This is a genomic window from Serratia quinivorans (genome assembly GCF_946227985.1).
GTDB lineage: Bacteria > Pseudomonadota > Gammaproteobacteria > Enterobacterales > Enterobacteriaceae > Serratia > Serratia quinivorans_A.
Genome location: NZ_CAMKGL010000001.1, coordinates 1309998 through 1336304 on the forward strand (window position 1 = coordinate 1309998; position 26307 = coordinate 1336304).

Below are 26307 nucleotides of genomic sequence, written 5' to 3' on the forward strand. Positions count from 1 at the left end.
GTCAAACGCTCAACGTGCGGATGCGCCCCGCCGCCAGTTCGATCACCCGGTCCGCCGTGGCGATGGTTTCCGGCCGGTGGGCGATCAGCAAAATGGGTAACCCAAGCTGGCGCAAGGTTTGGCCAATCCGCGTTTCGTTATTCACATCCAAATGGCTGGTGGCTTCATCGAGGATCAGCAGCTGTGGCTGCTTGTACAACGCCCGCGCCAACAGTAAACGCTGTTTTTGCCCGGCGGACAGGGTTCCACCCATTTCACCGATTAACGTCTGGTAGCCCATCGGCAGCTTTTCGATATCCTGTTCCAACTGCGCCAGACGCGCGCACTCACCAAGCTTTTGCTTATCGACCCGGGGGGAGAAAAACGTCATGTTATCGGCAATCGAACCGCGAAACAGTTGGTCCTCCTGCAACACCACGCCGATATGCTGGCGAACCTGTTGATAATCCCCCTGCCGGTGCTCAATGCCCAAGGTGCGGATCACCCCGGCGGTCGGCGGATACAGGCCCAGAACCAGCTTGGCCAGCGTGGTTTTTCCGCAACCAGAGGCGCCGACCAGCGCCACCACCTCACCGGGCATGATCTGCAACGAGACCTGCGAGAGGATCTCACGTTCGGTTCCGGCGTATTTAAAACTGACCTGCTCAAGGCTCAACGCAGGGCGATCGCTCGGCCAGACGCAGGCCGCTGATGGCCCATTTGCACCACCTGCCGCCTGCGACGCCGCATCTTCACGCGCCGCGAGCACAATATCCGCCAGCCGTTGGTTATAAACATCCAGCATTCGGTAAGCGACCAGTTTGTCGATCAAACCGTTGATGCTGGACGAGAAGCGCCCCTGAAAGGACATATAAGCCACCAACATGCCCACAGAAAACTGACCGGCCAGCACCGCGCTGGCCCCCAGCCACAGCACCGCCGCCCCCACCACGCTGCCAATAACGGTTTGCATAATGCCGTACACCATCATCAGTTTGCTTTCGCGCAGTTGAGCATTGCGACGGGCAACATTCAGATTACGCCAGACTGACTCTCTCGGCGTCAGCGCACCATTGACCCGCAGGCTCAGCACCCCGCGCAGGCTCTCCAGAAAGTGGCTGGATTCCTGGGTACCGGCGACCCAGCTGTCATCTGCCGCTTTACGCAGAGCACTGAACCAGAACAGCCGCAGCAGGCCATAAACCAGAGCGGCGGCCAATGCGACCAGGGTTAATTTGGCACTGTAGAAAAACATCATGGTCAGCGTGCCCACCACCAGTAACACATCCAGAAAGGCTTCGAGCAGCGTGGTGGTCAGCGTGTCCTGAATGGTGTCGACGGCGTCGAATTTGGCGCTGATATCCCCCATATTGCGCGCCTCAAACCAGCTAATCGGCAGCCGCAGCAGGTGGTGAAACACGTTCGCCGTCCACTGCATGTTGAAGTTGACCGCCATGGTGAGGGTCGCCCATTGCCGGGCCAACTCCAGTAACGTCTGGGTAGCGGCCATCAACAACATGGCAATAACCACCAGCGTCAGCAGGCTGGCGTCCAGCGCCACCAACACTTCATCAATCACCAGTTGGTTGATAAGTGGGCCAATCAGCGCAAACACCTCGAGTACCAGAGCGAAGCAGAAGATCCTGCCCAGCGCGGCCTTCAAGCCCTGGGTTTTACCAATAAGATCGAACAGGCGGATTTTTTTTCGCTGGTCTTTGGCCGCAAACTGGTGAGTGGGCGTCAGTTCCATGGCGACGCCGGTAAAGTGACGGTTCGCTTCCCGCAGGCTCATGGTTACTGCACCGCGAGCCGGATCGTGCAATTCCAGCCTTTGCCCTCGCACCCGTTTGAGTACCGTAAAGTGATTCATGTCCCAGTACAAAATGCAGGGCACCGACAGCAGGTGCAATTCTTCAAGCTCCAATTGCACGGCACGGCCGCTTAAGTGCAGCTGTTCGGCACAGCTCATCAACTGCGAAAATGTCATACCGAGCTGCGAAACGTTAAATCGTGCTCGCAGCGTGGGCAGATCAACCCGATACCCATGCCAGCCGGCAATCATCGCCAGACAGGCCACGCCACACTCCGCCGATTCTGTCTGGCGAATCAACGGCAGGCGCTTGCGCCATCCCCAGTTAATCACTTCGGTAACGTCCATGTTCAGATCCTCCCTTGCAGACTCCATAACGGCTTCAGCAGCCACTCGTACAGGCGGCGGCTGTCCAATTCTACATCCGCGGAAACGGTCATACCGACGCGCAATGGCTCCTGTCGCCCATAGGCCGTAATGGTGGGTTTATCCAAGGCGACTATAACGCGGTAATGCCCTTCGTTTTCCTTCCACACCATGGGGTTTTGCAGCATTGCTTCGCTGGCGCTGAGGCTGGTATCGGTAATGGCGCGGGTAGCGCCGTACTGTACGCCAAACTTTTCATAGGGGAATGAGGCAAAGCGTAGCCCCACCCGTTGTTGGGGCTTGATAAACCCCACCGCTTTACTCGGGGCAAAGAGTTCGACCTGCAATTGCGCGCCGTCGGCAACCATCATCAGTAAAGGATCGTTTTGTTTTACCGTCTGCCCGGCCCGGGCCAATACCACGGCGATATGACCATCCACCGGCGCGGTCAACGTATGATTGCGCTGGGCGGCAAGCTCGCGCTGTAGCCGTACCTGCGCCTGCCGCTGGAGCTCAACCTTTTCCTGCGCCTTCGCCAGCGCCATTTGCTGCTGCTGGAATTCAAGTTCTGAGACATAGCCTTTGGCGATCAGCTTGCGGTAACGCCCCATCAGCGACTGTGCCAGTTGCGCCTGCTGCTGAACCAGCGTCATTGCCGCCTCTGTGCTGGCCAACTCCTGATTGAGCTGCGCGATACGCTGGTGCACGCCGGTTTGCTGCAGGACTCGGGTCGCCAGCTCTTGCGTTCGCTGATGTTCCAGCATGCGATATTGGCGATGTAGCGAGTCCGACACCGAAGCCAGGGTGCCAACACCTTGCCCATTGAAATACTCGCCGCTGAGCCGATACAGCGCCTGGCCGGCCTTGACCGCCTCCCCCTCTGCTACCAGCCGCTCGGTGACCTGCCCGGCGCTACGGGCCACCACCTTGATCAACCCGCTGGACGGCATCACCACCCCTTCCAGCCGCGCTTTGCGGGTATATTCACCCAGTATCAGAAACAGCATGATGGCCAGCACCAGCAGGATACTGACCCAGGCATAGGCGGTTAAACTGAGGCTGGCGGGGATAATTACTTCACCCTCGGCTCTGGTGGCCTGAGCGGCAAAATAACCCTCGCGGTAAAGCTGGGGAGGACGTCCTGTCATTGGGGTTACACCTTTATCGGCATCAGAGGTCGATAATCAGCTTACTGACCGCGACGCTTCCATTTATGGACAAATCTTCGCGCCGAGATATATATTATTTTCATCAGCGGCATTGTCCCTAACAGGACAAAGAAATAAATCATCCACTTGGCCACTTCACAAGGGATATTGAACCTGAGCAGACCGCAATATTGGCTAAGGCCCACAATAAAAAACAAATTATGGGATAGCGTAACACTAATGATGCCAATAAAAACCGACCAAAACGTCTTCATATAAAAGACACCAGTTTAACATCAATGTTCAACCATATCATAAAACTACGTGCCATTACTGTGCCGAATTAAATTTACGAAACCCATATTTAAACCACATCTTTCAAACGCGTAATGCAGACATAGATATAAACGCCAACCAGAATTATGTCAATATATAAAACCATTATTGCTAATATAACAAATACAACTAAATAGAATATTTTAAACGAGGGAGTTAATTGAACAGTTAGCATGATTGCGATATTTTATCACCACCACTTAGTTTATTCATATTTTAAGTGGCGCCAAATTTAATATTCAATTCACAAGGCCAATAAATCATTAAATAAACGGCGGCGCAAAAGCGCCGCTATCAAGTAGAGATTAGTGGCTGCCCGGATTGGCACGCAGTCTGGCTACCTGCGCTTCTACATCGCGCCAGGCCGGTTTATCACCGGCATAATGCTGACGCAGATAGTTCACCAGATCTGCCACCTGCCGATCGGAGAAGCTGTCCTTAAAGCCCGGCATAAAGCCCAAATCGGCGGTGGCCGGTTTGGCAATGCCCTGCAGGATCACGTTGATCAGGTTATCCGGTCGCTCACTGAAAATATTGGTGTTATTGGCCAGATCCGGGCTGACGCCAAACAGCTGCGGCCCCCCGGCAGCGGCGCTGTGGCAGGCCTGGCAGGCGCCCTGAAACAGCCGTTCACCGGCCTGTTGCCCCAGGGCAGGTTGCAGACGGCTGGCCAGTTTGACCTGCGGCTCTACATTTAATTGAGCCGGACTGCTCAGGGATATCAGATAGTTGGCCATCGCCCGCACGTCAGACTCCGGCAAGCTGGCCAATTCGCTGACCACGGGCCCCATTGGTCCTGCCGCAACGCCGTGCTCGGCGGAATGACCGCTGCTCAGGTACTGGAACAGTTGTTCTTCATTCCAGGGTTTCTCCGCCGTAGCCAGTTGGTTCAGCGCCGGTGCCTCCCAGCCGTCCACCATCGCCCCGGCCAGGAAGCTGCCGCCGCCCTTTTCCGCACCCATCAAATTACGCGGCGAATGGCAGGCCGCGCAGTGCCCCAACCCATTAACCAGATAAGAGCCCCGGTTCCACTGGGCCGTTTGCGCAGGGTCCGGCTGAAACTCGCCCTGACGCAGAAACAGTGCATTCCAACCGGCCATCAACGGACGGATATTGAACGGAAAGCGCATCTGGTTAACCGGATTGCTCTGCGCGACCGCCGGCTGCGACATCATATAGGCATACAACGCCTGCATATCGCCGTCGGTCATCTTGCTGAACGAAGTATAAGGAAATGCCGGATACAGATTACGCCCGTCGCGGCTGATGCCCTGACGCATCGCCCGGTCAAAAGCGCTAAATGACCAGTTGCCGATACCGGTCTCCACATCCGGCGTGATATTGGTGCTGTACAGGGTGCCGAACGGCGTTGCCATCGCCAGTCCGCCGGCGTTGGTTGCCCCTTCGGACGTGGTATGGCACACCGCACAATCCCCAACGGCGGCCAGTTGACGACCGCGCTCCAGGGTGGCTGCCGACCAGGTACCTGCTCCCGGAGTAGCCACCGGGGCAATCTCGGCACGCCACGGCAGCGCCGTAGCCGCTACGCCCAACAGCGCGCCGAAAATACCGGCTGCACCGCCAAACCACCATTTACTGCGCCTGGGTTTAGCCGCGGGTGCGGCTTCCTGCCGGGCGCTATCCGGGCCGTTGAGCGCCTCGCGCAGTCGGTCGGAAGTGATCGGCAACTCGCGGAAACGGATGCCGGTGGCGTCGAACACCGCATTGGCAATGGCCGCGGCACTGGGCACCGAAGCAGACTCCCCGGCACCGAGCGGTGGATCGTAGGGCCGTGGCATCATCACCACGTCCACCTCCGGCACCTCCGGGAAGGTCAGGATCGGGTAAGCCCCCCATTCCTTGCTGGAAAGGGTCGATTCCTCGAAGGTCACCCGCTCTTTCAGCACCCGGCTGGTCGACTGGATCACGTTGCCGTGGATCTGGTGACGCACGCCGTCCGGGTTGACCATCATGCCGGCGTCATGCCCGACCACAATACGCGTGACCGCCACCTCGCCACTGGCCTTGTCAATCGCCACATCGGCGACCCAGGCCGCCCAGGCGGCACCAAAACCGGGGAATTTACTGTGAATGTAGCGCGCATAGGCAAAACCGCGCCCGCGCAGCACACCGTCTTCCGCCGGAGTTTGCATCGGTTCGGTATGCGGGGTCCAGCCAGCACGCTCGGCGGTGCTGAGCATCAGTTCAGTGGCCCGTTGATCCTTGATATAACGCAGCCGATACTCGAGCGGATCCACACCGGCAGCCATGGCCAGCTCATCAATATAGGACTCGTGCGCGAAGGTATTCGGCAGTGCCGACACGCCGCGCATCCAGGAGGCACGAACGATGGGTGCCATATCCTCAATGCTGACGCGCAGTTCCGGGTATTCGTATGGCGGCACCGAGGTGCGGTCTCCCATCTCATAGGCCACCGGCACCGGTTCAACCATTCCGGTCAGCAACAGCGCCAGCGTGGGTGCGCCGTTGGACGGGTAATAGGTACGAAAATCATAGGCCACCGGGTGACCGGCGGCGTCCAGCCCACCGTCAACCTCCATCAACTGTGCCGTGCCCTTGGGTTCCCACAGGTGTTCCTGCTCGCGGGTGAGCTGCACCCGCACCGGACGGCCTACCGCACGTGACAATAACGCCGCATCGGCGCAGACATCATCGGCACAGTTGCGGCCATAACAGCCCGCCGCCTCCATGCGAATAATGTCGATCTGCTCTTCCGGATATTCCAGCAGCCAGGCGAGATCGGCACGTAACAGATGTGGGTTCTGGCTACCTGACCACACCCGTAACTGCTGCGGCTGGTAGTCCGCCAATGCGCAGGAGGGGCCGATCGAAGCATGCAGTTGGTACGGCCACAGGTAGCTGCGGGTAAAGCGACGATCGGCTGCGGCCAATGCCGCATCGACGTTGCCGGTATCATGCACCACCCGTGTCGAATGCGGGTTATCACGCAGCGCCTGCGCCACGTCGGTCATCTGCGGCAGGTTACGCCGCCAGTCCTTCCAACTGACCTGCAGCGCCTCTGCTGCCTTGATAGCCTGTTCTTCGCGCTCGGCGACGATGCCGATAAAATCTTCGATCACCACCAGTTTGACGATGCCGGGAATATGGGCAATGGACTGTTCGTCCACCGCCAGCAGGCTGGTGCCGACAAACTCACCGCTGTCATAGCCGGCATAGGGCGGCCGTACCACCCGGCCATGCAGCATATTTGGCAGGCGCATGTCGTGCGCATAGGTGGATTCGCCGGTGGCCTTGGCCGGGATATCAACGCGCGCGGTGCTGGTGCCGACCAGGCGATATTCGGCCTGCGGCTTGAGCGGCGCATCGCCGGAGACAGGCAGTTCTACATACACGCCGGTGACCAGTTCGCCGTAGCTCACCGTTAGCCCCTGCGGACTGACAATCAGGCCGTCGTTCAACGTCAGTTGCTCAACCGCAACGCTAAAATGCTGCGCCGCCTGTTGCAGCAGCCAGCGACGCGCCTCGGCGGCGGCATTACGCAGCGGCACGGCAGAAATTTGCAGCGTAGCGCTGGCGATGGTCGCGCCCTGATTCGGCGTGCTCTCAGTATCGCCCAGCACCATGCGCACCTGTTCCATACGCAGGTAGAGTTCTTCGGCGACGATTTGCCCCAGCGCGGTGCGCACACCGGTGCCGAGATCAACATGGCCGTTGAAGGCGTAGACCTCACCGCTGTCGCAAATGGCAATAAACAGCCCCTGCTCTTTGGGTTTCAGGATCGGCGTCTGGCCTTTCGGCACCAGCCCCGGCGGCGGTTGGATCTGATCGATAATCAGCAGCGTGCCATGACGCTGCAATAGTTCGGCCTGGCTCGGTAATGAGGAATGGGTGTCAGTCATGGGGCGAGGTTTCCTCACTGCGGCAGAGAATGATGGCGCGCTGAACCGCACGCAGGATTTCAATATGGGTGCCGCAGCGGCACAGATTACCGGACAGCGCCTGACGGATTTCGCAGTCGCTGGGCGACGGATTGCGATCCAACAGGGCTTTGGTAGTCATGATCATGCCATTGAGGCAGTAACCGCACTGCGCAGCCTGTTCCTCAATAAAGGCACGCTGCACCGGGTGCAGATGGTCGCGATCGCCCAAACCTTCCAGCGTGGTCACCGCGCGGCCGGTCATGCCCAGCGCCGGGATCACACAAGAGCGTGCGGCAATGCCGTCGACCAATACGGTGCAGGCGCCACATTCACCCAGGCCACAGCCGTATTTCGGGCCGTTGAGCGCCAGATCGTTACGTAACACCAATAGCAGAGGGGTATCCGCCATGACCCGGGTATGAATATTTTCGCCGTTGACTGACAGCATCAGCGGATGCTCCGTCAGTATTTTTACCGCGCCTTCCCTGGGCAATTGCACTTCAGCTATCGCCATTGTCGCGTCTCCGCCTGCGCTCTGGTTATACCCGTCATCTTTCAAGCCGCCGTTGGGCGCTCAGCTTGAAAGCGATGGGGTATGTCTTGTGGGCCGTGACCTCGCCGCCACCGCACTCACCAGACAACCGCAGTTGCGGGCGGCGAATCAGCCGGGCGGCTGGTCTTCCAGCATTTTATTGAGCAGGAACATCAGTGCTATACGTTCGGCCGGATTCAGCGTACCGAAAGTTAATTCTGTGATCGTCGCCGCATGCGGCACCGTTTCCGCCAGCAGCGCGGCACCGGTATCGGTCAGCCCAACCACCACTTTGCGCCGGTCGACAGGATCCGGCATCACGGTAATCAGCTCGCGCGCTTTGAGCCGCTCGATAATGCCGCGAATGGTGGCCTGATCGACAGCCGTCACCTGTACCAGCTCGGTCAACGAACTTGGGCCCATGTCACGCACCGCGCACAGGGTAATAAACTGCACGGCGGTCAGTTGCGAATCCCCAACGTTTTGCTGGAAAATCGCCACATGGCGCTGATAAACCTTACGCAGCAGGTGCCCAACCTGTTCGGTAAAATGATAACTTTCGGTCTTGCCGCTCTCTGCAGCCGGGTATTCGGGGGGCGTCATTGCGTTACTCTCACCATCTATGGAAACCACCGAGAATAGTACAAACCCCCGCGTTTGGCAGCAAGTTAACCCTGGCTGACCCGCGATGCCGCCGGGGCCACCACTTCACCCTCCGCCACCACCGTCTTGCCGTCCAGACTGATGTCGCAATGACGTAGCGCTATATCCATATGGCACGGGGTTTTGCGCGTGCCGCCGACTTCGGTATTCGGCCCGGTGGAAAACAGGAAATTGCCATAGAAAGCGCGGGCATCCATACACATACCGTCGTTTTTATCGTGCAGCCCCATCGCCGTCCACTGCGCACGCGGCTGCAAGCCCCAGCCGATATGCGAAATGCCATACACCTCAGGATCGTTGAAATACTTCATGTACTCCCGCAGATATTCCGCCTCGAAGCCACCGTGAATGCGCGTCACAAAACCTTTGTCGATCTCCAGCGTTATGCGTTCACGCGCGTAGCTCTTGAACGGCAGCAGGATATCGCCCACCTCCAGTACCAGCACCCCTTCTGCCTGTTCTTCATTTGGCCAGGTGAACAGGAAACCGCTCGGCCAGTGATCCCAGCGCCCCGGTTCGTCGGCAAAGCCGTATTCGGTCACCGTTGGGTACTGCCCCAGTGGCGCACGGAAGTCACTGCCGGCGGCTGACTTGACCTGCATCAGCCTGGCCTGCTCCAGCACTTCGGCGGCGGCCAGCACCCGCGCTTTATCTTCGGCATTAGGCAACATCCGCGCCAACACCTCCGGCGGCTCGACGGCCAGCAGAATGCGCGTGCCGGTTTTCAGGATCTGCTCCTGTTCCGGCGAATGCAGCAACATCATGGTGTCGACGATCAGATCGGCCGCCTCCAATGCACGTTGTGCCGCTGGGTTACCGGTCAGTGCCGTATCGCCACAGTAAGCCGTCATGTCATTGCCCATGGCGCGCGGATGGTTGAACGACGGCAGTTCTACCGCGTAAACCTTGGCACCCAGGCGCAGTGCTGCATCGGTGGCGGCGCGCACCGTCCGCGCATCGGAATAGTGACTTTTCAGGATTGCCACGCTTTGCGAAGCATCAACCTTCGACAGCGTAAGCACCTGTTCGAACAGTTGAGCCAACTGACTATCATTGACCGCCATGGTGTATCTCCTGTCTCGCTAAGGGGGGTCGACGCACCTGGCATCGATGAGGTTATTTTGCACAAATTAAAGTGATCACACTCTTTTAAACATCTAGACCAAAATCAATCGGGAAGCAAGCCCCCGTTTCCAGCCATAAGAAAACCCTATTTAAAGCCCTGTGCATCCTGCTGTTAACATGAGTTTAACAGTAATCGCCGCTAAATTAGCGTGAGCAAGATCTAAATTAACACTTGTGCAACTTTGCGTTATTTAGCGTATACACTATAAATCAATCATCCGGCATCACTACAGATGCCAGGTAAAAAACCAACAGTCAGGGGAAAAATGATGAGCAAACAACAACGCATTGCCGTGGTCGGTGCCGGTCTGGGTGGCGCCGCCGCCGCCGGTCTGCTGCAAAAAGCCGGCTTTATCGTCGACCTGTACGAACAGAGCCCGGTGTTTTCCCGCCTGGGGGCCGGCATCCATATGGGGCCAAACGTCCTGAAGATTTTCCGCCGTCTCGGCATCGAGCAACCGCTGGAACAAATGGCCTCGCATCCGGACTTCTGGTTCAGCCGCGACGCACAAAGCGGTGATTATCTGTCGCGCATTGAACTGGGGGCCTTTGCCCGCAAAGAGTACGGCGCGGCTTACGTGACGGTGCACCGGGGCGATTTACAGGCGTTGCAGATGGCGGCCTTGCAACCGGGCACCGTGCATTTTGGCAAGTGCCTGAGCAAAATTGAGGAACGTGACAATGAGGTGGTGCTGAGCTTTGCCGATGGCACCCAGGCCAGCGCCGATATCGTGATTGGTGCCGACGGTATCAACTCACGTATTCGTGAACATCTGCTGGGGGCAGAAGCACCCACCTACAGCGGCTGGGTTGCCCACCGCGCGTTGATCCGCGGTGAGAAGCTGGCCAAATACAATCTGAGCTTTGAAGACTGCGTGAAGTGGTGGTCGGCTGATCGTCACCTGATGGTCTATTACACCACCCAAAAACGCGACGAATATTACTACGTCAGCGGTGTGCCGCACCCTGCATGGGATTTTCAGGGCAGCTTTATCGACAGCAGCCGCGAAGAAATGTATGAGACCTTCGCCGGTTATCACCCGATTGTGCAAGCGCTGATCGAATCCAGTGAACAGGTCACCAAATGGCCGCTGTTGAACCGTAAACCCTTACCGCTGTGGAGCGAAGGCCGCATGGTGTTGCTTGGCGACGCCTGCCACCCAATGAAACCGCACATGGCGCAAGGCGCGGCGATGGCGATCGAAGACGCCGCCATGCTGGCACGCTGTCTGCAGGAAACCGGCCTGAGCGACTACCGCACCGCTTTCCAACTGTATGAAGCCAACCGTAAGGAACGCGCCTCCCGCGTGCAGGCCGTCTCCAATGCCAACACCTTCCTGCGCACTCAGGAAGATCCGGCCTGGGTCTACGGTTATGACCTATACGCGCAAGCACTGAAGTCGGAGAACGCCGCATGAGCCACTTTCTGTATGGTGCCAACGTGCAGGCCAACGGTATTCGCCAGCACTACCTGCGCTACGGTGGCCAGGGTCCGGTACTGATCCTGATCCCTGGCATCACCAGCCCGGCGATCACCTGGGGCTTTGTTGCCGAACGACTGGCCGAGCGCTATGACACCTACGTGCTGGACGTGCGGGGTCGCGGCCTGTCCGCCAGCGGCCCGGATCTGGCCTATGACGCCGAAACCTGCGCCGAGGACATCAACGCCTTCGCCGCCGCATTAAAACTGGAAAACTACGCCCTGCTTGGCCATTCAATGGGAGCGCGCTTTGCCCTGCGCGCCGCAGTCCTGCAACCGGATGGCGTACGGCGATTGGTCTTGGTGGATCCGCCTGTTTCCGGCCCGGGTCGCCGTGAATACCCAGGGAAATGGCCCTGGTACGTGGATTCGATTCGACAGTCGCTGGTGGGAATGGACGCCGAACAGATGCGTGCCTACTGCCCGAGCTGGAGCGAACAACAGCGCCAACTGCGTGCCGAATGGCTGCACACCTGTTATGAACCGGCGATTCAGCGCGCCTATGAAGATTTTCATCAGGTCGATAGCCATCGCGATTACCCCGCACTGCGCATGCCAAGCTTGCTGATGGTGGCGGGCCTGGGTGGCGTGATCCAGCCGGAAGATGAGGTGGAGATCCGCCAACTGCAGCCGGAAATCACCCTGGTTCACGTTGAAAATGCCGGCCATATGATCCCGTGGGACGATTTCGACGGTTTCTTCCGCGCCCTGGGCGATTTTCTCGATTAATCAAGGAGCCTTTGTCATGAGCAAAAATTACCGTATCGGCCAGATAGTGCCCAGTTCCAACACCACGATGGAAACCGAGATCCCGGCGATGCTGACCGCACGCCAGTTGATCCGTCCGGAACGCTTTACCTTTCACTCCAGCCGCATGCGCATGAAGCACGTCAGCAAGGCGGAACTGGCGGCGATGGACGCCGAATCAGACCGCTGCGCACTGGAGCTTTCCGACGCGCAGGTCGACGTACTGGGCTATGCCTGCCTGGTGGCAATTATGTCGATGGGCCTGGGCTATCACCGTGAATCCCAGACCCGACTGGCGCAGGTTACCCGGGACAACAACGCCGCGGCCCCGGTGATCAGCAGCGCCGGTGCGTTGGTCAACGGCCTGAAGGTGCTGGGTGCCAAACGCATTGCGCTGGTGGCCCCCTACATGAAGCCGCTGACCCAAATGGTGGTGGACTATATCGAGCACGAAGGCATTGAGGTCAAGGTCTGGCGCGCGCTTGAGATCGCCGACAATCTGGCGGTAGGTCGCCATGATCCGGCCAATCTGCCGGGCATTGTCGCCGAGATGGATCTGAGCGATGTCGACGCTATCGTGCTGTCCGCCTGCGTACAAATGCCGTCCTTACCGGCAGTCGCCACCGTGGAGGCACAAACCGGCAAGCCCGTGCTGACCGCCGCCATCGCCACCACCTACGCCATGCTGACCGCACTGGAGCTGGAACCGATCGTTCCCGGTGCCGGGGCTCTGCTTTCCGGCGCTTATTAAGGACGCAAAATGGCAGCCGATAATTCACTTACCGATAACTACCAGGGCGTTTGGGGCAACCGCATCGGTTTTGGCCAACGTCCGGCCCTGTTGATGGTCGACTTTATGCAGGGTTACACCACCGAGGGTGCGCCGTTGTTCGCTCCCGGCGTGGTCAGCGCGGTCGAGGAATGCGTAGCCCTGCTGGCAACCGCACGCCAGGCAGGAGTTCCGGTGATCCACACCAATATCCGCTATCATGCAGGGCATTTTGCCGATGGCGGTATCTGGGTAAAAAAAGCACCGGTTATGAAGGACATGGTGGAAGGTAATCCGCTGGCGGCGTTCTGCCCGCAGGTGGCCCCGCTGACCACGGAGGTGGTGCTGACCAAGCAGTACGCCAGCGCCTTTTTTGGCACCTCGCTGGCCCCGATGCTGGTGGCGCTCGGCATCGATACCCTGCTGCTGGCCGGCTGTTCCACCAGTGGTTGTATCCGCGCCAGCGCGGTAGACGCGGTGCAACACGGGTTTCGCACCATCGTGGTACGTGAATGTGTCGGCGATCGCCATCCTGGCCCACATGAAGCCAACCTGTTCGACATCGACAGTAAATACGGCGACGTCGTGACCAAACAGGAGACTATCGCCTATCTGAAACGGTTGTAATCCAGAGCTTCACCTGCACGGAGTGCTGAAAAATCAAGAAGGTGCGACAAGCGCCTCAGGTGACCGCCCGAGACAGGGCGGCTTCCAAGCAAACACACAACGCTCCTCCTCCGGAGGCCACTATGCACCACCTGGAGACATCATCATGGCCATTGTTGAAACCCCGTTAGCCGGGAAAGCGGGCGCAGAATCGCTTCTGTACCGCAAAATCACCTGGAAGCTGATCCCATTCCTCTGTCTGTGATATTTGGCCGCCTACCTCGACCGCATCAATGTCGGGCTGGCCAAGCTGCAGATGGCCGACCAACTGCAACTGAGTGAAGCGGCCTTCGGTCTGGGGGCCGGGCTATTTTTTGTCGGCTATATCCTGTTTGAGGTGCCGAGCAACCTGATCCTGCAACGGGTCGGTGCCAAGGTGTGGATTGCCCGCATCATGATCACCTGGGGCCTGCTTTCCGCCTGCACCATGTTCGTCACCACCCCCAATCAGTTTTACGTCATCCGCTTTCTGCTCGGCGTGGCGGAGGCCGGTTTTCTGCCCGGCGTGCTGTATTACCTGACGCTGTGGTTCCCGACTTACCGTCGCGGCCGCATTATTGCGTTATTCATGATTGGCCTGCCGCTGTCGAGCGTGCTCGGTGGCCCGATTTCCGGCTGGATCATGGGGCATTTTGATATGCGCCACGGGCTGCACGGCTGGCAATGGCTGTTCCTGCTGGAAGGTATCCCCAGCGTGCTGTTGGGTATATTGACGTTCTGGGTGTTACCGAACCATTTCCGGCAGGCCAAATGGTTATCCGAGGAAGAAAAACAGCGTATTGCCGAGGATTTGGCTAGAGACGACGCCGAAGCCAGCCACAGTAAACACAGCTTCCGCGACGGCTTTTTTAACCTCAAGGTCTGGATGCTCGGCGGCATTGACTTCTCGATCCTGCTCAGTGCCTATGCGATGGGATTCTGGATGCCGACCTTTATCAAAACCGCCGGGGTAACCGACATTACCACCATCGGTATGCTGACCGCGCTACCGAGCGTCGCCGCCCTGTTGGGGATGCTGGCGATCGGCACCAGCTCGGATCGGATGCGTGAGCGGCGCTGGCATATCATAGTGCCGTTTATTGTCGGCGCGATGGCGATGGCCGCCAGCACCTTCTTCACGCATAGCGTGATCGCCACGGTGTTGTTGTTCTCTGTCGCCCAGGCCGCGATCATCGGTGCGGTGCCGGTGTTCTTCAGCCTGCCCGCCACCTTCCTGCGGGGTACCGCAGCGGCGACCGGCTTCGCGCTGGCCTGCTCGTTAGCCAATATTGCCGGGTTGGTGAGTAATTCGCTGATGGGTCTGGCGCTGGATCTGACCGGCAAAAGCGGTGGCGCACTCTGGGCGTTCGCCGGTTGCCTGCTGTTAAGTTCGTTACTGGTGGTCGCTCTGCCGGCCAAGGTGGTTAACCGCTGAGGTGTTGGGCTCCGTTCGCGGAGCCCGGCTTATTGGCAGGTGAAATGCCCGTCCGCCGCTTCGCCCATACGCTGCAGCAGGCGATGACCAATATTGTTGCTCCAGTTGAAGCTGTTTTGCAGCACCACTACCGCCGTTTTATGGCGCAGATCCAGCCCGATGTAACTGGAATAGCCGCCGATAAATCCCACCTGATAGGTAATTTGCTGGCTACCTACGTCGTCGACCACCCAGGCGATGGCAGCCGCCTCTTTACTGCGTGCAAAATGCACGGTCAGCGAGTCTTTCAGCGCCTGATCCAATGCCGCAGAACCGGTCGGGACAAAATGCGCCTGCGCATAGCGCAACAAATCGTCGGCGTCGGTATACAGCCCGGCGGCACCTATCATGTAGGACGAAAACTGCCAATCGGGCACCGGTTGCCCACGCCGAATAAACTTGGGCTGATCGCCGGCATGGCCAATAGCCCGCTGCGCGTAGCCCGGTAACTGCTGTGCATCGTAACTGGTGTGGGTCAGCCCCAATGGCTGGAGGATGTTTTCCGTCGTCAGGCGATCGACGGTTTTGCCGGTGCGTCGTTGCAGAATGTAATCGAGCAGCGCATAGCCCAGATTGGAATAGCGCGGCGCTTGCTCCGCCGGAGCTTTAAAAAAGGCCAGGTCATCGAGGACTTTTGGCGTATCCAGCGAGCCATAAAAATTATCGCCGGTAAACAGGTAGCGGACAAAGGCACCCAGCATTTCCGGCGTCATCATCTGACGTGGCAGACCCGAGGTATGGGTCACCAACTGCAGCAAGGTGATGTTGGCCGCATCCTTGCTGAGCAAGGTACCCGGCGGCAGTAAGGTTGCAAGCGTATCGTCCCAATGCAGCACGCCCTTGTTGACCAACACCACCGTGACTTCGGCAATAAATCCCTTGCTGACCGACCCCACGGCAAACAGCGTGTTGCCGTTGACCGGATAGCGCTGCTGCGCATCGGTCACGCCGTAACCATAGGTGCGCGCTTGCCCGTCCGCCGTCAATACGCCCACCACCAATCCCGGCGTCTGCCCGCTGTCGACTATCGGCCATGCCAGGCTATCGACCTCGGCCTGCAGGTCCGCACTGCACGCCAAACGCCGGCTTTCCAACGGTGATGTGTCGGTTGGCATGCGTGACAGCGTGCCACAGGCTGAAAGCAGCAATGGCATAATCAAAGCAAAACAGCGCGTTAGGAGGATTCTTATCTTCATTGCTCACGGGCCAAAAAATAATCGGCGCATGATAAACCATCACTCCGGCTATGTCCCCATGGAATAAAAAAAGGACGCAAGCAAACTTGCGTCCTTAATTTGATGACAAAGTTGTTTTTGAACCCGAGATACCCGGGCCTAGCGCACCGAGGGGCCATTATGGGACACGTCCATGTGTCCCACCCTACGGGCCGACTGGAAGTCGTTCCAATTTGCTCCCGGCAAATTGGTCGGCAGCTAAAGCTGCTACGACCCCTTCGCTACGCTCTCCCTCATAACGAACTTGGTTAAACGTCTGACAACGGGTAGAGCATCAAACAGCCTCAGCACCCAACGTAGCCTATTACTGGTCTTTCAGGCCCCGGTTAATCAGCATCGGCTCAATGCTTGGCGCTTTGCCGCGCCAGTCGATGTAGAGTTTTTCCAGATCCTGGCTGTTGCCGCGCGACAGGATCATATTGCGGAAACGCTGGCCGTTCTCTGCGGTCAGGCCGCCATGTTCGGTGAACCACTGGAAGGCGTCATCCGCCAGCATTTCGGTCCACAGATAGGCGTAATAGCCGGCAGCATAGCCGTTACCCCAAATGTGCTTGAAGTAGCTGGAGCGATAGCGCGGCGGCACATAACTGAGATCGATTTTGTCTTTCATCAGCGATTCGGCCTCGAACTTGTCCACGTCCTGCTGCGGCTGATCGGCGCTCAACATATGCCAGTGCATGTCCAGCAGTGCCGCAGACAGCAGCTCGGTCATGTCATAACCTTTGTTGAACTTGTCGGCCTTTTTGATTTTGTCGACCAGTTCCTGCGGCATGGCTTCACCGGTTTTGTAATGCTTGGCGAAGTGGGCAAAGACTTTCGGATCGCTGGCCCAGTGCTCGTTAAACTGCGATGGGAACTCAACGAAGTCACGGGCAGTGTTGGTGCCGGACAGGCTTGGATACTCCTGATCGGCAAACATGCCGTGCAGCGCATGACCAAATTCGTGGAACATGGTGATCACATCATCGTACGACAACAACGCAGGCTGGCCCGGCGCCGGTTTGGTGAAGTTGGCGACGTTGTAAATCACCGGTTTGGTGCCTTTCAGCTTCGATTGTTCGACAAAGTTGCTCATCCAGGCGCCACCGCCCTTGTTGTCGCGTTTAAAGAAGTCGGTATAGAACAGCGCCAACGATTTGCCGTCTTTATCGAACACCTCATAAACCCGCACGTCCGGCTGATAAACCGGGATGTCCTTGCGCTCTTTAAAGCTGATGCCGTACAGCAGGTTGGCGGCATAAAACACGCCGTTGTTCAGCACGTTATTCAGCTCAAAGTAAGGTTTGATCTGCGACTCATCCAAATCGTATTTGGCTTTGCGCACCTGTTCAGCGTAGAACTGCCAGTCCCAGGCCTCGACCTTGAAATTGCCTTTCTGCTGGTCGATGACCGCCTGAATATCTTTGGCTTCACGTTCGGCGCGCGCGGTCGCCGCCGGAACGATATTGCGCATAAAGCTCAGCGCCGCATCTGGGGTCTTGGCCATCTGGTTTTGCAGCTTCCAGGCCGCATAGTTCGGGAAGCCCAGCAGTTTGGCCTGCTCGGCACGAACTTTAGCCAGACGAGCAAGGGTCTGGCGGGTGTCGTTAGCATCGCCCTTTTCCGCACGGTTCCACGAAGCATCAAACAGGGCCTTGCGGGTCTCGCGGTTTTTCAGGCTCTGCAATTCCGGCTGTTGGGTGGTGTTTTGCAACACCAGCAGCCACTGTTTATCCAGCTTGCGTTCGCCGGCCGCCTGGGCCGCCGCCGCCAGTTCGCTTTCCGACAGGCCGTCCAGCTTGCCTTTGTCAGCGATCGCCAATGCGCCATCTTTGGTCGCCGCCAACAGTTTGTTGGAGAACTGCGTGCTCAGCGTTGCCGCTTCCTGGTTCAGCGCCTTAAGTTTGGTTTTATCGGCGTCGGACAGATTGGCCCCCGCCAGCTCAAAGTTCTTATAGGTCACTTCTACCAGTCGGCGCGATTCCGCATCCAGTTTTAACGCGTCGCGCTGTTGATAAACCGCCTTGATGCGGGCAAACAGCTTGCTGTTGAGCATGATGGCGTCATCCAGCGCCGCCAGCTTCGGCGAGCTTTGCTCATCGAGTTTTTGCAACCCGTCGCTGGTGTTGGCCGAGGTCATGGCGCCAAAAACGTTCATCACTCGCGACAGCAGCGCGCCACTTTGTTCCATTGCCACAAAGGTATTTTTAAAATCAGGCTTGGCCGGGTTATTGGCAATCTTCTCAATCTCTTCCAGCTTCTGCTTGATGCCCGCATCAATCGCCGGGGCATAATCGCTTTCTTTGATTAGATTGAACGGCGGCGCCTGGAATGGCAGACGGCTTTGATAGAAGAACGGGTTTTGGTTCTTTTTGTTGTCGTGTTGGTTAGCTTCACCGGTCACGTTAGCCTCCTTCGCCTGGCCACTTGGCAACGCGCTATGGTCCGCGTGCGGGTTGGTTTCTGCTGCCTGTGCCTGCGTGCCCAGCGCCATGCCGATCGCCAACACCAATGTCGATAAACGCATCAAATCGAAACTCCTCCATGTCCACAGAATAATGTCGCGGAGAGCTCATCTCCCCTTGAGTCACATCCTAGCTTAGGCGCAGTTGGCAGATTGAGCAAAAACAAGTGATTAGCCAGACTTAACGCAACTCATAAAGAAGGTTAACCGCCATAGCAGGCAATGATCTCTCCGGCCACTGCGACTGCAATCTCGGCCGGTAGTTTGCCTTTAACGTCCGGTAATCCCAGCGGGCAGCGCATGCCGGCGATCGCCGCTTCGCTGATGCCGCGCTGGCCGAGTTTATATTCGAAGCGTTTGCGTTTGGTCAGCGAGCCGATCAGGCCGAAGTAACCGGCATCGCCACGGCGTAAAATCCGTTCCGCCAGCGCCAGATCCAGCGCGTGGTCGTGGGTCATGACGATGAAATAACTGCCCGGCGGCATGGCGTCGACGATTTCCAGCGGTTCTTCGCAAACGTCTTGTTGTACCCCGACCGGGATAAACGCCGGGAACTCCGCCGCACGGCCATCAATCCAGCGTACCCGGCACGGCAGTGTGGCGAGGATATTGACCAGAGCGCGTCCGACATGCCCGGCGCCAAACAGCGCAATTTGCGGGCGTGGCGGGATCAAGGGTTCGAACAGCACGCTGGTGGTACCGCCACAGCACTGTCCAAGGCGTGCCGCCAGCGGAAAACGTTCCAGCCGCAGCGTGGCCGCCCCTTGCTGTAGCATTTCGCGGGCAATCGCCAGCGCCTGGAACTCCAGGTGCCCGCCGCCAATGGTGTTAACCGCCCGTTCGGCCGCAACCAACATTTTGGTCCCGCGATTGCGCGGTGTGGAACCCAGTTCATCCACCAGCGTCACCAGTACGCAGGGCTCTCCGCGCCGTCGCAGGTCGGCCAGTGCCTCAATCCACTCATCCATCGCCGTTCTCTCCCGCTAATTCAGTGACAATGTCACTTGACAGCATCTGCTGTACGCCCCACAGCACCCGTTCCGGCGTGGCCGGCGCGTCGATATTGGGCTGCAGACGGTAGTCCGCCAGACTGGCCACCGCGTCCTTGATGGCGCACCAAACCGAGATCCCCAGCATAAACGGCGGTTCGCCCACCGCTTTGGAATGAAATACCGTGTCCTCGGGGTTTTTGCGGTTCTCCAGCAGCGTGACGCGCAGATCCGCAGGTACATCACCCATCGCCGGAATTTTGTAGCTGGCCGGGCCATGGGTCAGCAGCCTGCCTTGATCGTCCCACACCAGTTCTTCGCTGGTCAGCCACCCCATGCCCTGCACAAAACCGCCCTCCACCTGACCGATGTCGATGGCCGGGTTCAGCGAGTCACCCACGTCATGCAGAATGTCGGCACGCAGCAGTTTGTATTCGCCGGTCAGGGTATCGATCAACACCTCTGCGCAAGCCGCGCCGTAGGCGAAGTAATAGAAAGGATGACCGCTAGCCTTATCGCGATCGTAAAAGATCTTCGGCGTAAGGTAGTAACCGGTACTGGCAAGTGAGATTTGGTTGAAATAGGCCTGTTCAACCACCTGTTCGAAGCTGAAATAGCGCTCACCCACCCTGACCTGTCCATTGTTGAAAACGATCTGCTCAGCGTTAACCTGATGCTGCCTGGCCAGCATGTCTATCAGCCGTTGTTTGATGATCAGAGCGGCATTCTCCGCCGCCTTGCCGTTCAGGTCGCTGCCGGAGGATGCCGCCGTCGGCGAGGTGTTCGGCACTTTGCCGGTATCGGTGGCGGTGATCTGGATACGCTCTATTTCCACCTGGAACACTTCGGCGACAATCTGCGCCACCTTGGTGTTCAATCCCTGGCCCATTTCGGTACCGCCGTGGTTGAGCTGAATGCTGCCGTCGGTGTAAATCAGCACCAACGCCCCCGCCTGATTGAGGAAACCGGCGGTAAAGGAGATACCGAATTTGACCGGCGTCAGCGCCAGCCCTTTCTTGAGGATTGGGTTTTGTGCGTTGAACTGCCGAATAGCCAGCCGCCGCGCCTGATAATCCGCACTGTGCTCCAGTTCGGCGGTGATTTCTTGCAGCAGATTCTGTTCCACCGGCTGATGGTAATGAGTAATGTTGCGCTGATCTTTACCGTAGTAATTGGTTTTACGCACCGCCAGCGGATCGAGCGCCAGATAGCGCGCAATGTGGTCCATAATTTGCTCAATCGCCATCATGCCCTGTGGCCCGCCAAAGCCGCGATAAGCCGTATTGGAGGCGATATGGGTTTTACAGCGGTGGCCGGTTATCAGCACATCCTGCAGAAAATAGGCGTTATCCGCATGGAACATGGCGCGATCGACAATCGAACCGGACAGATCGAGCGAGTAACCGCAGTTACCGGCCAGGCTGATTTTCACCCCATTCAACAGACCGCTGTCGTCAAAACCGACGTCATACTGAATATAAAACGGGTGGCGCTTGCCGGTGATCAGCATGTCATCGCGACGGTTAAGCCGCATTTTTACCGGCCGTCCTGTCAGGTGTGCCACCACCGCACACAGACACGCCGGGCCGGCGGCCTGAGTCTCTTTGCCGCCAAAGCCGCCGCCCATGCGCCGCGTGTCGATAGTCACCTTGTGCATCGGTAAATTAAGCACCGAGGCCACCAGCTTTTGGATTTCGGTGGGGTTCTGGGTCGATGAATACACCAGCATGCCGCCGTCTTCGGCCGGCAGCACCGAGGCTACCTGGGTTTCCAGATAAAAATGTTCCTGGCCACCGACGTGCAGCTCGCCCTGAATGCGGTGCAGCGCCTTCGCCAGTGCGCCGTCGGCGTCGCCGCGTCGATGGTGGTGTGCTTCCTGCACCACGAAGCCTTCCCGGAGCGATTGAGTGACGTCCAGCTGTGCAGGCAGCTCCTGATAGCTGACGTTAATGGCCTGAGCGGCCCGCCAGGCGACCTCCGGATCCTCCGCCGCCACCACCGCAATCACCTGCCCGACGTATTCCACCACATCCTTCGCCAGCAGCGGGTCGCCGTGGGTTAACGGGGCAATGTCCAGTTCGCCTGGCACGTCCTGCCAGGTGATCACCCGTATCACGCCAGGCAAATCGTAGCAGGCGGACAGATCCAGTTTTACGATGCGCGCATGCGCTTTCTCACTCAGCTTTGCCGCCAGATGCAACTGGTTGGGAAACTCCAGCCGGTCGTCAATGTATTGCGCTTCACCGCTGACGTGCTTATCGGCGCTTTCGTGTTTGCGACTGCGCCCCACGCCGCTGGTCAGCTGCTGACGGAAACGTTCGGCCAACTGCTGTTGGGTATATTCGGGACGTTTGCCATTACTCATGCGTGGTCGCCTCGATCGCCAGCTGTGGCTCGGTCAGCGCAATGAAATAGCGACGCAACAGATTCTGCGCCACCAACAGGCGATAAGCGCTGCTGGCACGGAAATCGCTCAGCGGCGTAAAGTCCTGCGCCAACGCCTGAGCCGCAAGCGCCACGGTCGCCCGCCGCCACGGCTGCCCTACCAGTTGCTGTTCGCACAGCTTCGCGCGTTTAGGCGTCGCGGCCATGCCGCCAAAAGCCAAGCGGGCATCGCGGATCATCCCGTGTTCGATGCGCAGGTGGAAGGCACCGCACACCGCCGAAATATCATCCTCCAGCCGCTTGGACACTTTCCAGGCGCGGAAATCCGCCGGTGCCTGGGCCGGCAGCACGATGCTTTCAATAAACTCCCCCGGCTGCAGCGCGGTCTGACGATAACCCAGGAAGAAGTCGCTTAGCGGCAGTTCACGCCGCACGGCACCACAACGCAATATCAGGTGCGCATCCAACGCCAGCAACAGCGGCGCGGCGTCGCCAATCGGCGAGGCATTGGCGATATTGCCCCCCAACGTGCCCTGATTGCGGATCTGCTGCGAAGCAAAACGCGCCAGCAGCTCGCCAAAGGCCGGGTGGTAATCGGCCAGCAGCGGGTAAAGGTCGCTCAATGTGACACCGGCCCCGAGGATCAGACGATCGCCCTGCCGGCTCACCTGCTTTAATGCCTCAATCTGGCCAATGGCGATCATCAAGGGTAAATCCTGATGGCGCTGTGTGACTTCCAGTGCCAAATCGGTACCGCCGGCCAACAGCCTGGCCTGCGGATGCTGTTGATACAGCGTCGCCAGTTCCTCCAGGGTCTGTGGCAATAAACAGCGTTTACCCGCCGCCGCTAACGGCGTGGCCGCAGGTATCGCCAGCAGGCGTTGCAGCGTTTGTTGCTGATGGCCGTCGAAACTGTCTGACGTTTTGCTGCCACACGCCTGCTGCGCCGCGGCCAAGATCGGCCGATAACCGGTACAGCGGCACAGATTACCGGCCAGTGCCTGCTTTGCCTGTTCGCGATGATAACTTTCACCGTTCTTTTGCAGGCAAAACATCGACATCACGAAACCCGGAGTACAAAAGCCGCACTGCGAGCCGTGGCAGTCGACCATCGCCTGCTGGACGCTGTGCAGTTCCCCCTGCTGTTTCAGGTCCTCTACGGTGATCAACTGCTTGCCATGCAGCGCGCTGACAAACGTCAGGCAGGCATTTACGCTGCGGTAGCGCAACTGGTCGCCGTCCGGCTCCGCCAGCACCACGGTGCAGGCACCACAGTCACCGGAAGCGCAGCCTTCTTTGGTGCCACAGCGGCCGAGATCGCGGCGCAGGTAGTTCAGCACCGTGGTATTGGGATCGATCGCGCTCTCATTCTTCAGCGTTTGATTAAGCAGAAACTGGATCATGCGGCCTCCTGCTGCGTAGCCGGTCGGTACACCACTTTGCCGTCGACGTAGGTTCGGTAAACGTTGCGGTCGTCGCCCAGCGTCATCAGCACAAACAGTTGCTCCGCCAGCCCACGGCTGTTTTCATGGCGCAGTTTCTGTAACGGCGATACCGCCGGATCCAGCACCACAAAATCCGCCTCTTTGCCGACCGCGAAATTACCGATTTTGTCATCGAGCGACAGCGCCCGCGCCCCACCCAATGTGGCGTGGTAGAAGGCTTCGCAGGCCGAGAGCTGATAGCGTTGCAGTTGAGCGACCTTGTAGGCTTCACCCAGCGTTTGCAGCATATTAAAGGTGGTACCGGCGCCCACGTCGGTGCCGATGCCCAGCCTGACCTGCTTGTGCCAGGCCTTTTGCAGATTGAACAGGCCGCTACCGAGGAACAGGTTGGAGGTCGGGCAAAAAGCGATGGCCGAACCGGTGTGACACAGGTAATCCCATTCTTGCTCTTCCAGATGCAGGCAGTGGGCAAACACGCTTTTCTCTCCGGTCAACCCGTACTGGTGATAGACATCCAGGTAACTGCGGCTGTCCGGGAACAGTTCTTTCACCCAGGCAACTTCTTCCAGGTTCTCGCTCAGGTGAGTGTGCAGATAGGTATCCGGAAACTCTTCACGCAACCTTTGTACCTGAGCCAACAGCGCCGGGGTACAGGTGGGCGCAAAGCGCGGCGTGATGGCATAGCTGAGCCGTTGCTTACCGTGCCAGCGCTCGATCAGTTCGCGGGTCTGGCGGTAGCTCTGCTCCGGGGTTTCCAGCAGTTCATCCGGCGCATGGCGGTCCATCATCACCTTGCCGGCGATCAGTCGCATATTCAGCGCCGCCGCCTGACTGAACAGCGCTTCAACCGACTGCGGATGTACGGTGCCGAACACCAGCGCCGTGGTGGTGCCGTTGCTTAACAGTTGCTGTAAAAAGAACGCCGACATCTTGCCGGAGTGCTGTTCGCAGCAGAATTGGCTTTCCGTCGGGAAGGTGTAATGCTTCAGCCATGCCAGTAGCCGATCGCCATAGGCCCCGATCATTTCGGTTTGCGGATAATGAATATGGGTGTCGATAAAGCCCGGCACGATCAGTTTGTCCTGATAATGAGTGACCTCAAAACCCGGTGGCAACAGCGTTTCACCCTGCTGCCAGGGGCCAAACCAGACAATGCGGCCTTCATCGAGCAGCAGCAATCCGTCAGGAATATGTCGCAATTGCTGCTCCAACTGCTGTGGTTGATCGACACAGGCAGCAATATCGAAAAAATGGCCACGGATCGCCGTGGTGAATGACAGGCTCATTTTACTTTCCTTCTCTACCGGCCAGCGCACAGCCCCCGGCTGAGTTAATTCAGCCCGAGGTGCCATGGCGGTCTTTTATCGTTTGCATGTGTTGATTTAAGGATAGCAAGCAGCGTGCCAGTTGGTTTTTTATTGGTGATTTTCTTTTTAAAACAAAAAGATAAAAACAAATCTCACAATAATCTGATTCAATAAAAATAAACAGCAAGTAAGCAAACGGTTGCCTTTAAATAGCAACCGTTTGCTTATATTGAGTTAATTGTGAGGCTGCACCAATAACGGGCAAGAATACAAATAAGGGGAATGAAATTTATTACTTCAATAACACTTCATAACGCGGGTTAAATTCATCAAACAGCGGTAACGCGGCCGCGCCTAATGCGGCGGTATCCGCACCGGTAGTCCCCAATCGAACCCGCAGGCCGTCGAGAAATTTGCTGCGCACCGACCGGTGCAGTGGCGCCAGACGCTTGATCAGCTGTTCTACGATACTTTCCGGCATCAGCCCGCCAATAATCACGGCCTCGGCATCGAACATACACTCGATGATGTTGATCGCCTGACGCAACGCCGGTACCGCCGTATCCAGCCAGGCGTCGATCTGTGACTGCGGTAACGCCAGCAGGTCTTGCGGCATGGCGCGCATCGGATCCAGCCCGCAGCTCTCGTAAGCCGCCTGCAACGAAACATAACGCTCCAGACACCCCAGGTTGCCGCAGTAACAGGCTCGCCCGCCCGGTTGCACAATCATGTGGCCGACTTCACCAGCATTGTGCGCATGGCCGGTATAAATTCGGCCATCGGTGAAAATCCCAGCCCCAAGTCCGGTACCGAGATACAAATAAATAAAGGAATTAAGCTGCCTGGCCACACCGTGCAAACGTTCGCCAATAGCGGCCACGGTGGCATCGTTCTCCAGCGTGACCGGCAGGCTGCTTTGCGCGTTAAGCTCAGCCACCACATCAATATCTTCCCAACCGTTAAGCGTGGTCGGCCCGACCGACGAGATCCCTTCCACGCCAAACGGCCCCGGCATCACTACGCCGATGCCCAGCATTTTTCTCCAGTTCAGATCCGGCTGCTGGCGCATTTCTTGCAGTACATCACAAATCAGTTTCAAGGTGGCAGCAGGTTGCGGCTTTTGCACCATAATCAGCCGGTGGAAACGAACGCTGCCTGAAAGATCAACCACGATGATCAGCAGTGACTGGTGATCCAGATGGATGCCGATGGAATACGCGCTATCTGGATTCAGGGTCAACGGCGTGGCCGGTTGACCTCGCCCGCCGGCACGACGCGGCAGGTGCGAGGAGAGAATACCGGCCTGTTCCAGTTCTGTTGCAATGTTTGAAACGGTTTGCGGCGTCAGTGAGGTCAGCCGGGCAATTTCGGCACGGGTCAGTTCACCGTGCAGACGGATAGCCTCTATCACTACGCGCCGGTTGTGTGCACGAGCATGTTCAAGGTTAGTGCCGGAAGTCGTCATAACTGCCTATGCAGAAAGGGAAATCGTCTTTGCAGTATGGTGCCCTCCAATAAAGCAATCAA

17 protein-coding genes and 1 pseudogene are annotated in these 26307 nt (G+C 58.0%); 5 read left to right on the forward strand and 13 right to left on the reverse strand.

Going from position 1 to position 26307, the window contains the following annotated elements:
- Position 1: 1 nt before the first annotated feature.
- From OCH02_RS06085 to OCH02_RS06110, 6 genes are all read right to left on the reverse strand, one after another.
- On the reverse strand, positions 2-2137 hold the full coding sequence (locus OCH02_RS06085; protein ID WP_261430400.1) for a peptidase domain-containing ABC transporter: 2136 nt from the start codon (positions 2135-2137) through the stop codon (positions 2-4).
- A gap of 2 nt (positions 2138-2139) precedes the next feature.
- Positions 2140-3303 carry an HlyD family secretion protein gene (locus OCH02_RS06090; protein ID WP_261430401.1) on the reverse strand — a complete coding sequence of 388 codons (1164 nt, stop codon included), beginning with the start codon at positions 3301-3303 and terminating at the stop codon, positions 2140-2142.
- A gap of 641 nt (positions 3304-3944) precedes the next feature.
- A complete protein-coding gene (locus OCH02_RS06095; RefSeq protein ID WP_261430402.1) occupies positions 3945-7520 on the reverse strand; it encodes a molybdopterin-dependent oxidoreductase in 3576 nt (1191 codons plus the stop codon).
- A complete protein-coding gene (locus OCH02_RS06100; RefSeq protein ID WP_261430403.1) occupies positions 7513-8055 on the reverse strand; it encodes a (2Fe-2S)-binding protein in 543 nt (180 codons plus the stop codon). The genes OCH02_RS06095 and OCH02_RS06100 overlap by 8 nt, the downstream gene beginning before the upstream one ends.
- Positions 8056-8202: 147 nt before the next feature.
- Positions 8203-8676, reverse strand: coding sequence for a MarR family winged helix-turn-helix transcriptional regulator (locus OCH02_RS06105; protein WP_261430404.1), 474 nt, complete (start codon positions 8674-8676; stop codon positions 8203-8205).
- A gap of 65 nt (positions 8677-8741) precedes the next feature.
- Complete coding sequence (locus OCH02_RS06110) at positions 8742-9800, reverse strand: 2,5-dihydroxypyridine 5,6-dioxygenase (RefSeq protein WP_261430405.1); 1059 nt, start codon at positions 9798-9800, stop codon at positions 8742-8744.
- 327 nt (positions 9801-10127) lie between these two features.
- Here OCH02_RS06110 and OCH02_RS06115 point away from each other — a divergent pair, with 327 nt between their 5' ends.
- From OCH02_RS06115 to OCH02_RS06135, 5 genes and pseudogenes are all read left to right on the forward strand, one after another.
- A complete protein-coding gene (locus tag OCH02_RS06115; protein ID WP_315899155.1) occupies positions 10128-11279 on the forward strand; it encodes an FAD-dependent monooxygenase in 1152 nt (383 codons plus the stop codon).
- On the forward strand, positions 11276-12070 hold the full coding sequence (locus OCH02_RS06120; protein WP_261430406.1) for an alpha/beta fold hydrolase: 795 nt from the start codon (positions 11276-11278) through the stop codon (positions 12068-12070). Before OCH02_RS06115 ends, OCH02_RS06120 begins: the two co-directional genes overlap by 4 nt.
- A gap of 16 nt (positions 12071-12086) precedes the next feature.
- Positions 12087-12839, forward strand: a complete 753-nt coding sequence (locus OCH02_RS06125) for an Asp/Glu racemase (RefSeq protein WP_410001234.1) — start codon at positions 12087-12089, stop codon at positions 12837-12839.
- A gap of 9 nt (positions 12840-12848) precedes the next feature.
- Positions 12849-13484: an N-carbamoylsarcosine amidohydrolase gene (locus tag OCH02_RS06130; RefSeq protein WP_261430407.1), complete on the forward strand. Its 636-nt coding sequence runs from the start codon at positions 12849-12851 to the stop codon at positions 13482-13484.
- Between the two features lie 145 nt (positions 13485-13629).
- Positions 13630-14937 (forward strand): annotated as a pseudogene (locus OCH02_RS06135) (MFS transporter).
- 29 nt (positions 14938-14966) lie between these two features.
- On the opposite strand, the gene OCH02_RS06140 reads toward OCH02_RS06135, so the two are convergent.
- From OCH02_RS06140 to OCH02_RS06170, 7 genes are all read right to left on the reverse strand, one after another.
- Positions 14967-16130, reverse strand: coding sequence for a serine hydrolase domain-containing protein (locus OCH02_RS06140; protein WP_261430408.1), 1164 nt, complete (start codon positions 16128-16130; stop codon positions 14967-14969).
- A gap of 385 nt (positions 16131-16515) precedes the next feature.
- A complete protein-coding gene (gene dcp / locus OCH02_RS06145; protein WP_261430409.1) occupies positions 16516-18717 on the reverse strand; it encodes a peptidyl-dipeptidase Dcp in 2202 nt (733 codons plus the stop codon).
- Between the two features lie 140 nt (positions 18718-18857).
- Positions 18858-19622 carry a xanthine dehydrogenase accessory protein XdhC gene (xdhC, locus tag OCH02_RS06150; protein ID WP_261430410.1) on the reverse strand — a complete coding sequence of 255 codons (765 nt, stop codon included), beginning with the start codon at positions 19620-19622 and terminating at the stop codon, positions 18858-18860.
- Positions 19615-22008: a xanthine dehydrogenase molybdopterin binding subunit gene (gene xdhB, locus OCH02_RS06155; RefSeq protein WP_261430411.1), complete on the reverse strand. Its 2394-nt coding sequence runs from the start codon at positions 22006-22008 to the stop codon at positions 19615-19617. The genes xdhC and xdhB overlap by 8 nt, the downstream gene beginning before the upstream one ends.
- Positions 22001-23431, reverse strand: a complete 1431-nt coding sequence (xdhA, locus tag OCH02_RS06160) for a xanthine dehydrogenase small subunit (RefSeq protein ID WP_261430412.1) — start codon at positions 23429-23431, stop codon at positions 22001-22003. Before xdhA ends, xdhB begins: the two co-directional genes overlap by 8 nt.
- Complete coding sequence (guaD, locus tag OCH02_RS06165) at positions 23428-24759, reverse strand: guanine deaminase (protein WP_261430413.1); 1332 nt, start codon at positions 24757-24759, stop codon at positions 23428-23430. Before guaD ends, xdhA begins: the two co-directional genes overlap by 4 nt.
- Before the next feature lie 313 nt (positions 24760-25072).
- Entirely contained in the window at positions 25073-26245 is a 1173-nt protein-coding gene (locus tag OCH02_RS06170) for an ROK family transcriptional regulator (protein ID WP_261430414.1), read from the reverse strand.
- Positions 26246-26307 lie beyond the last annotated feature (62 nt).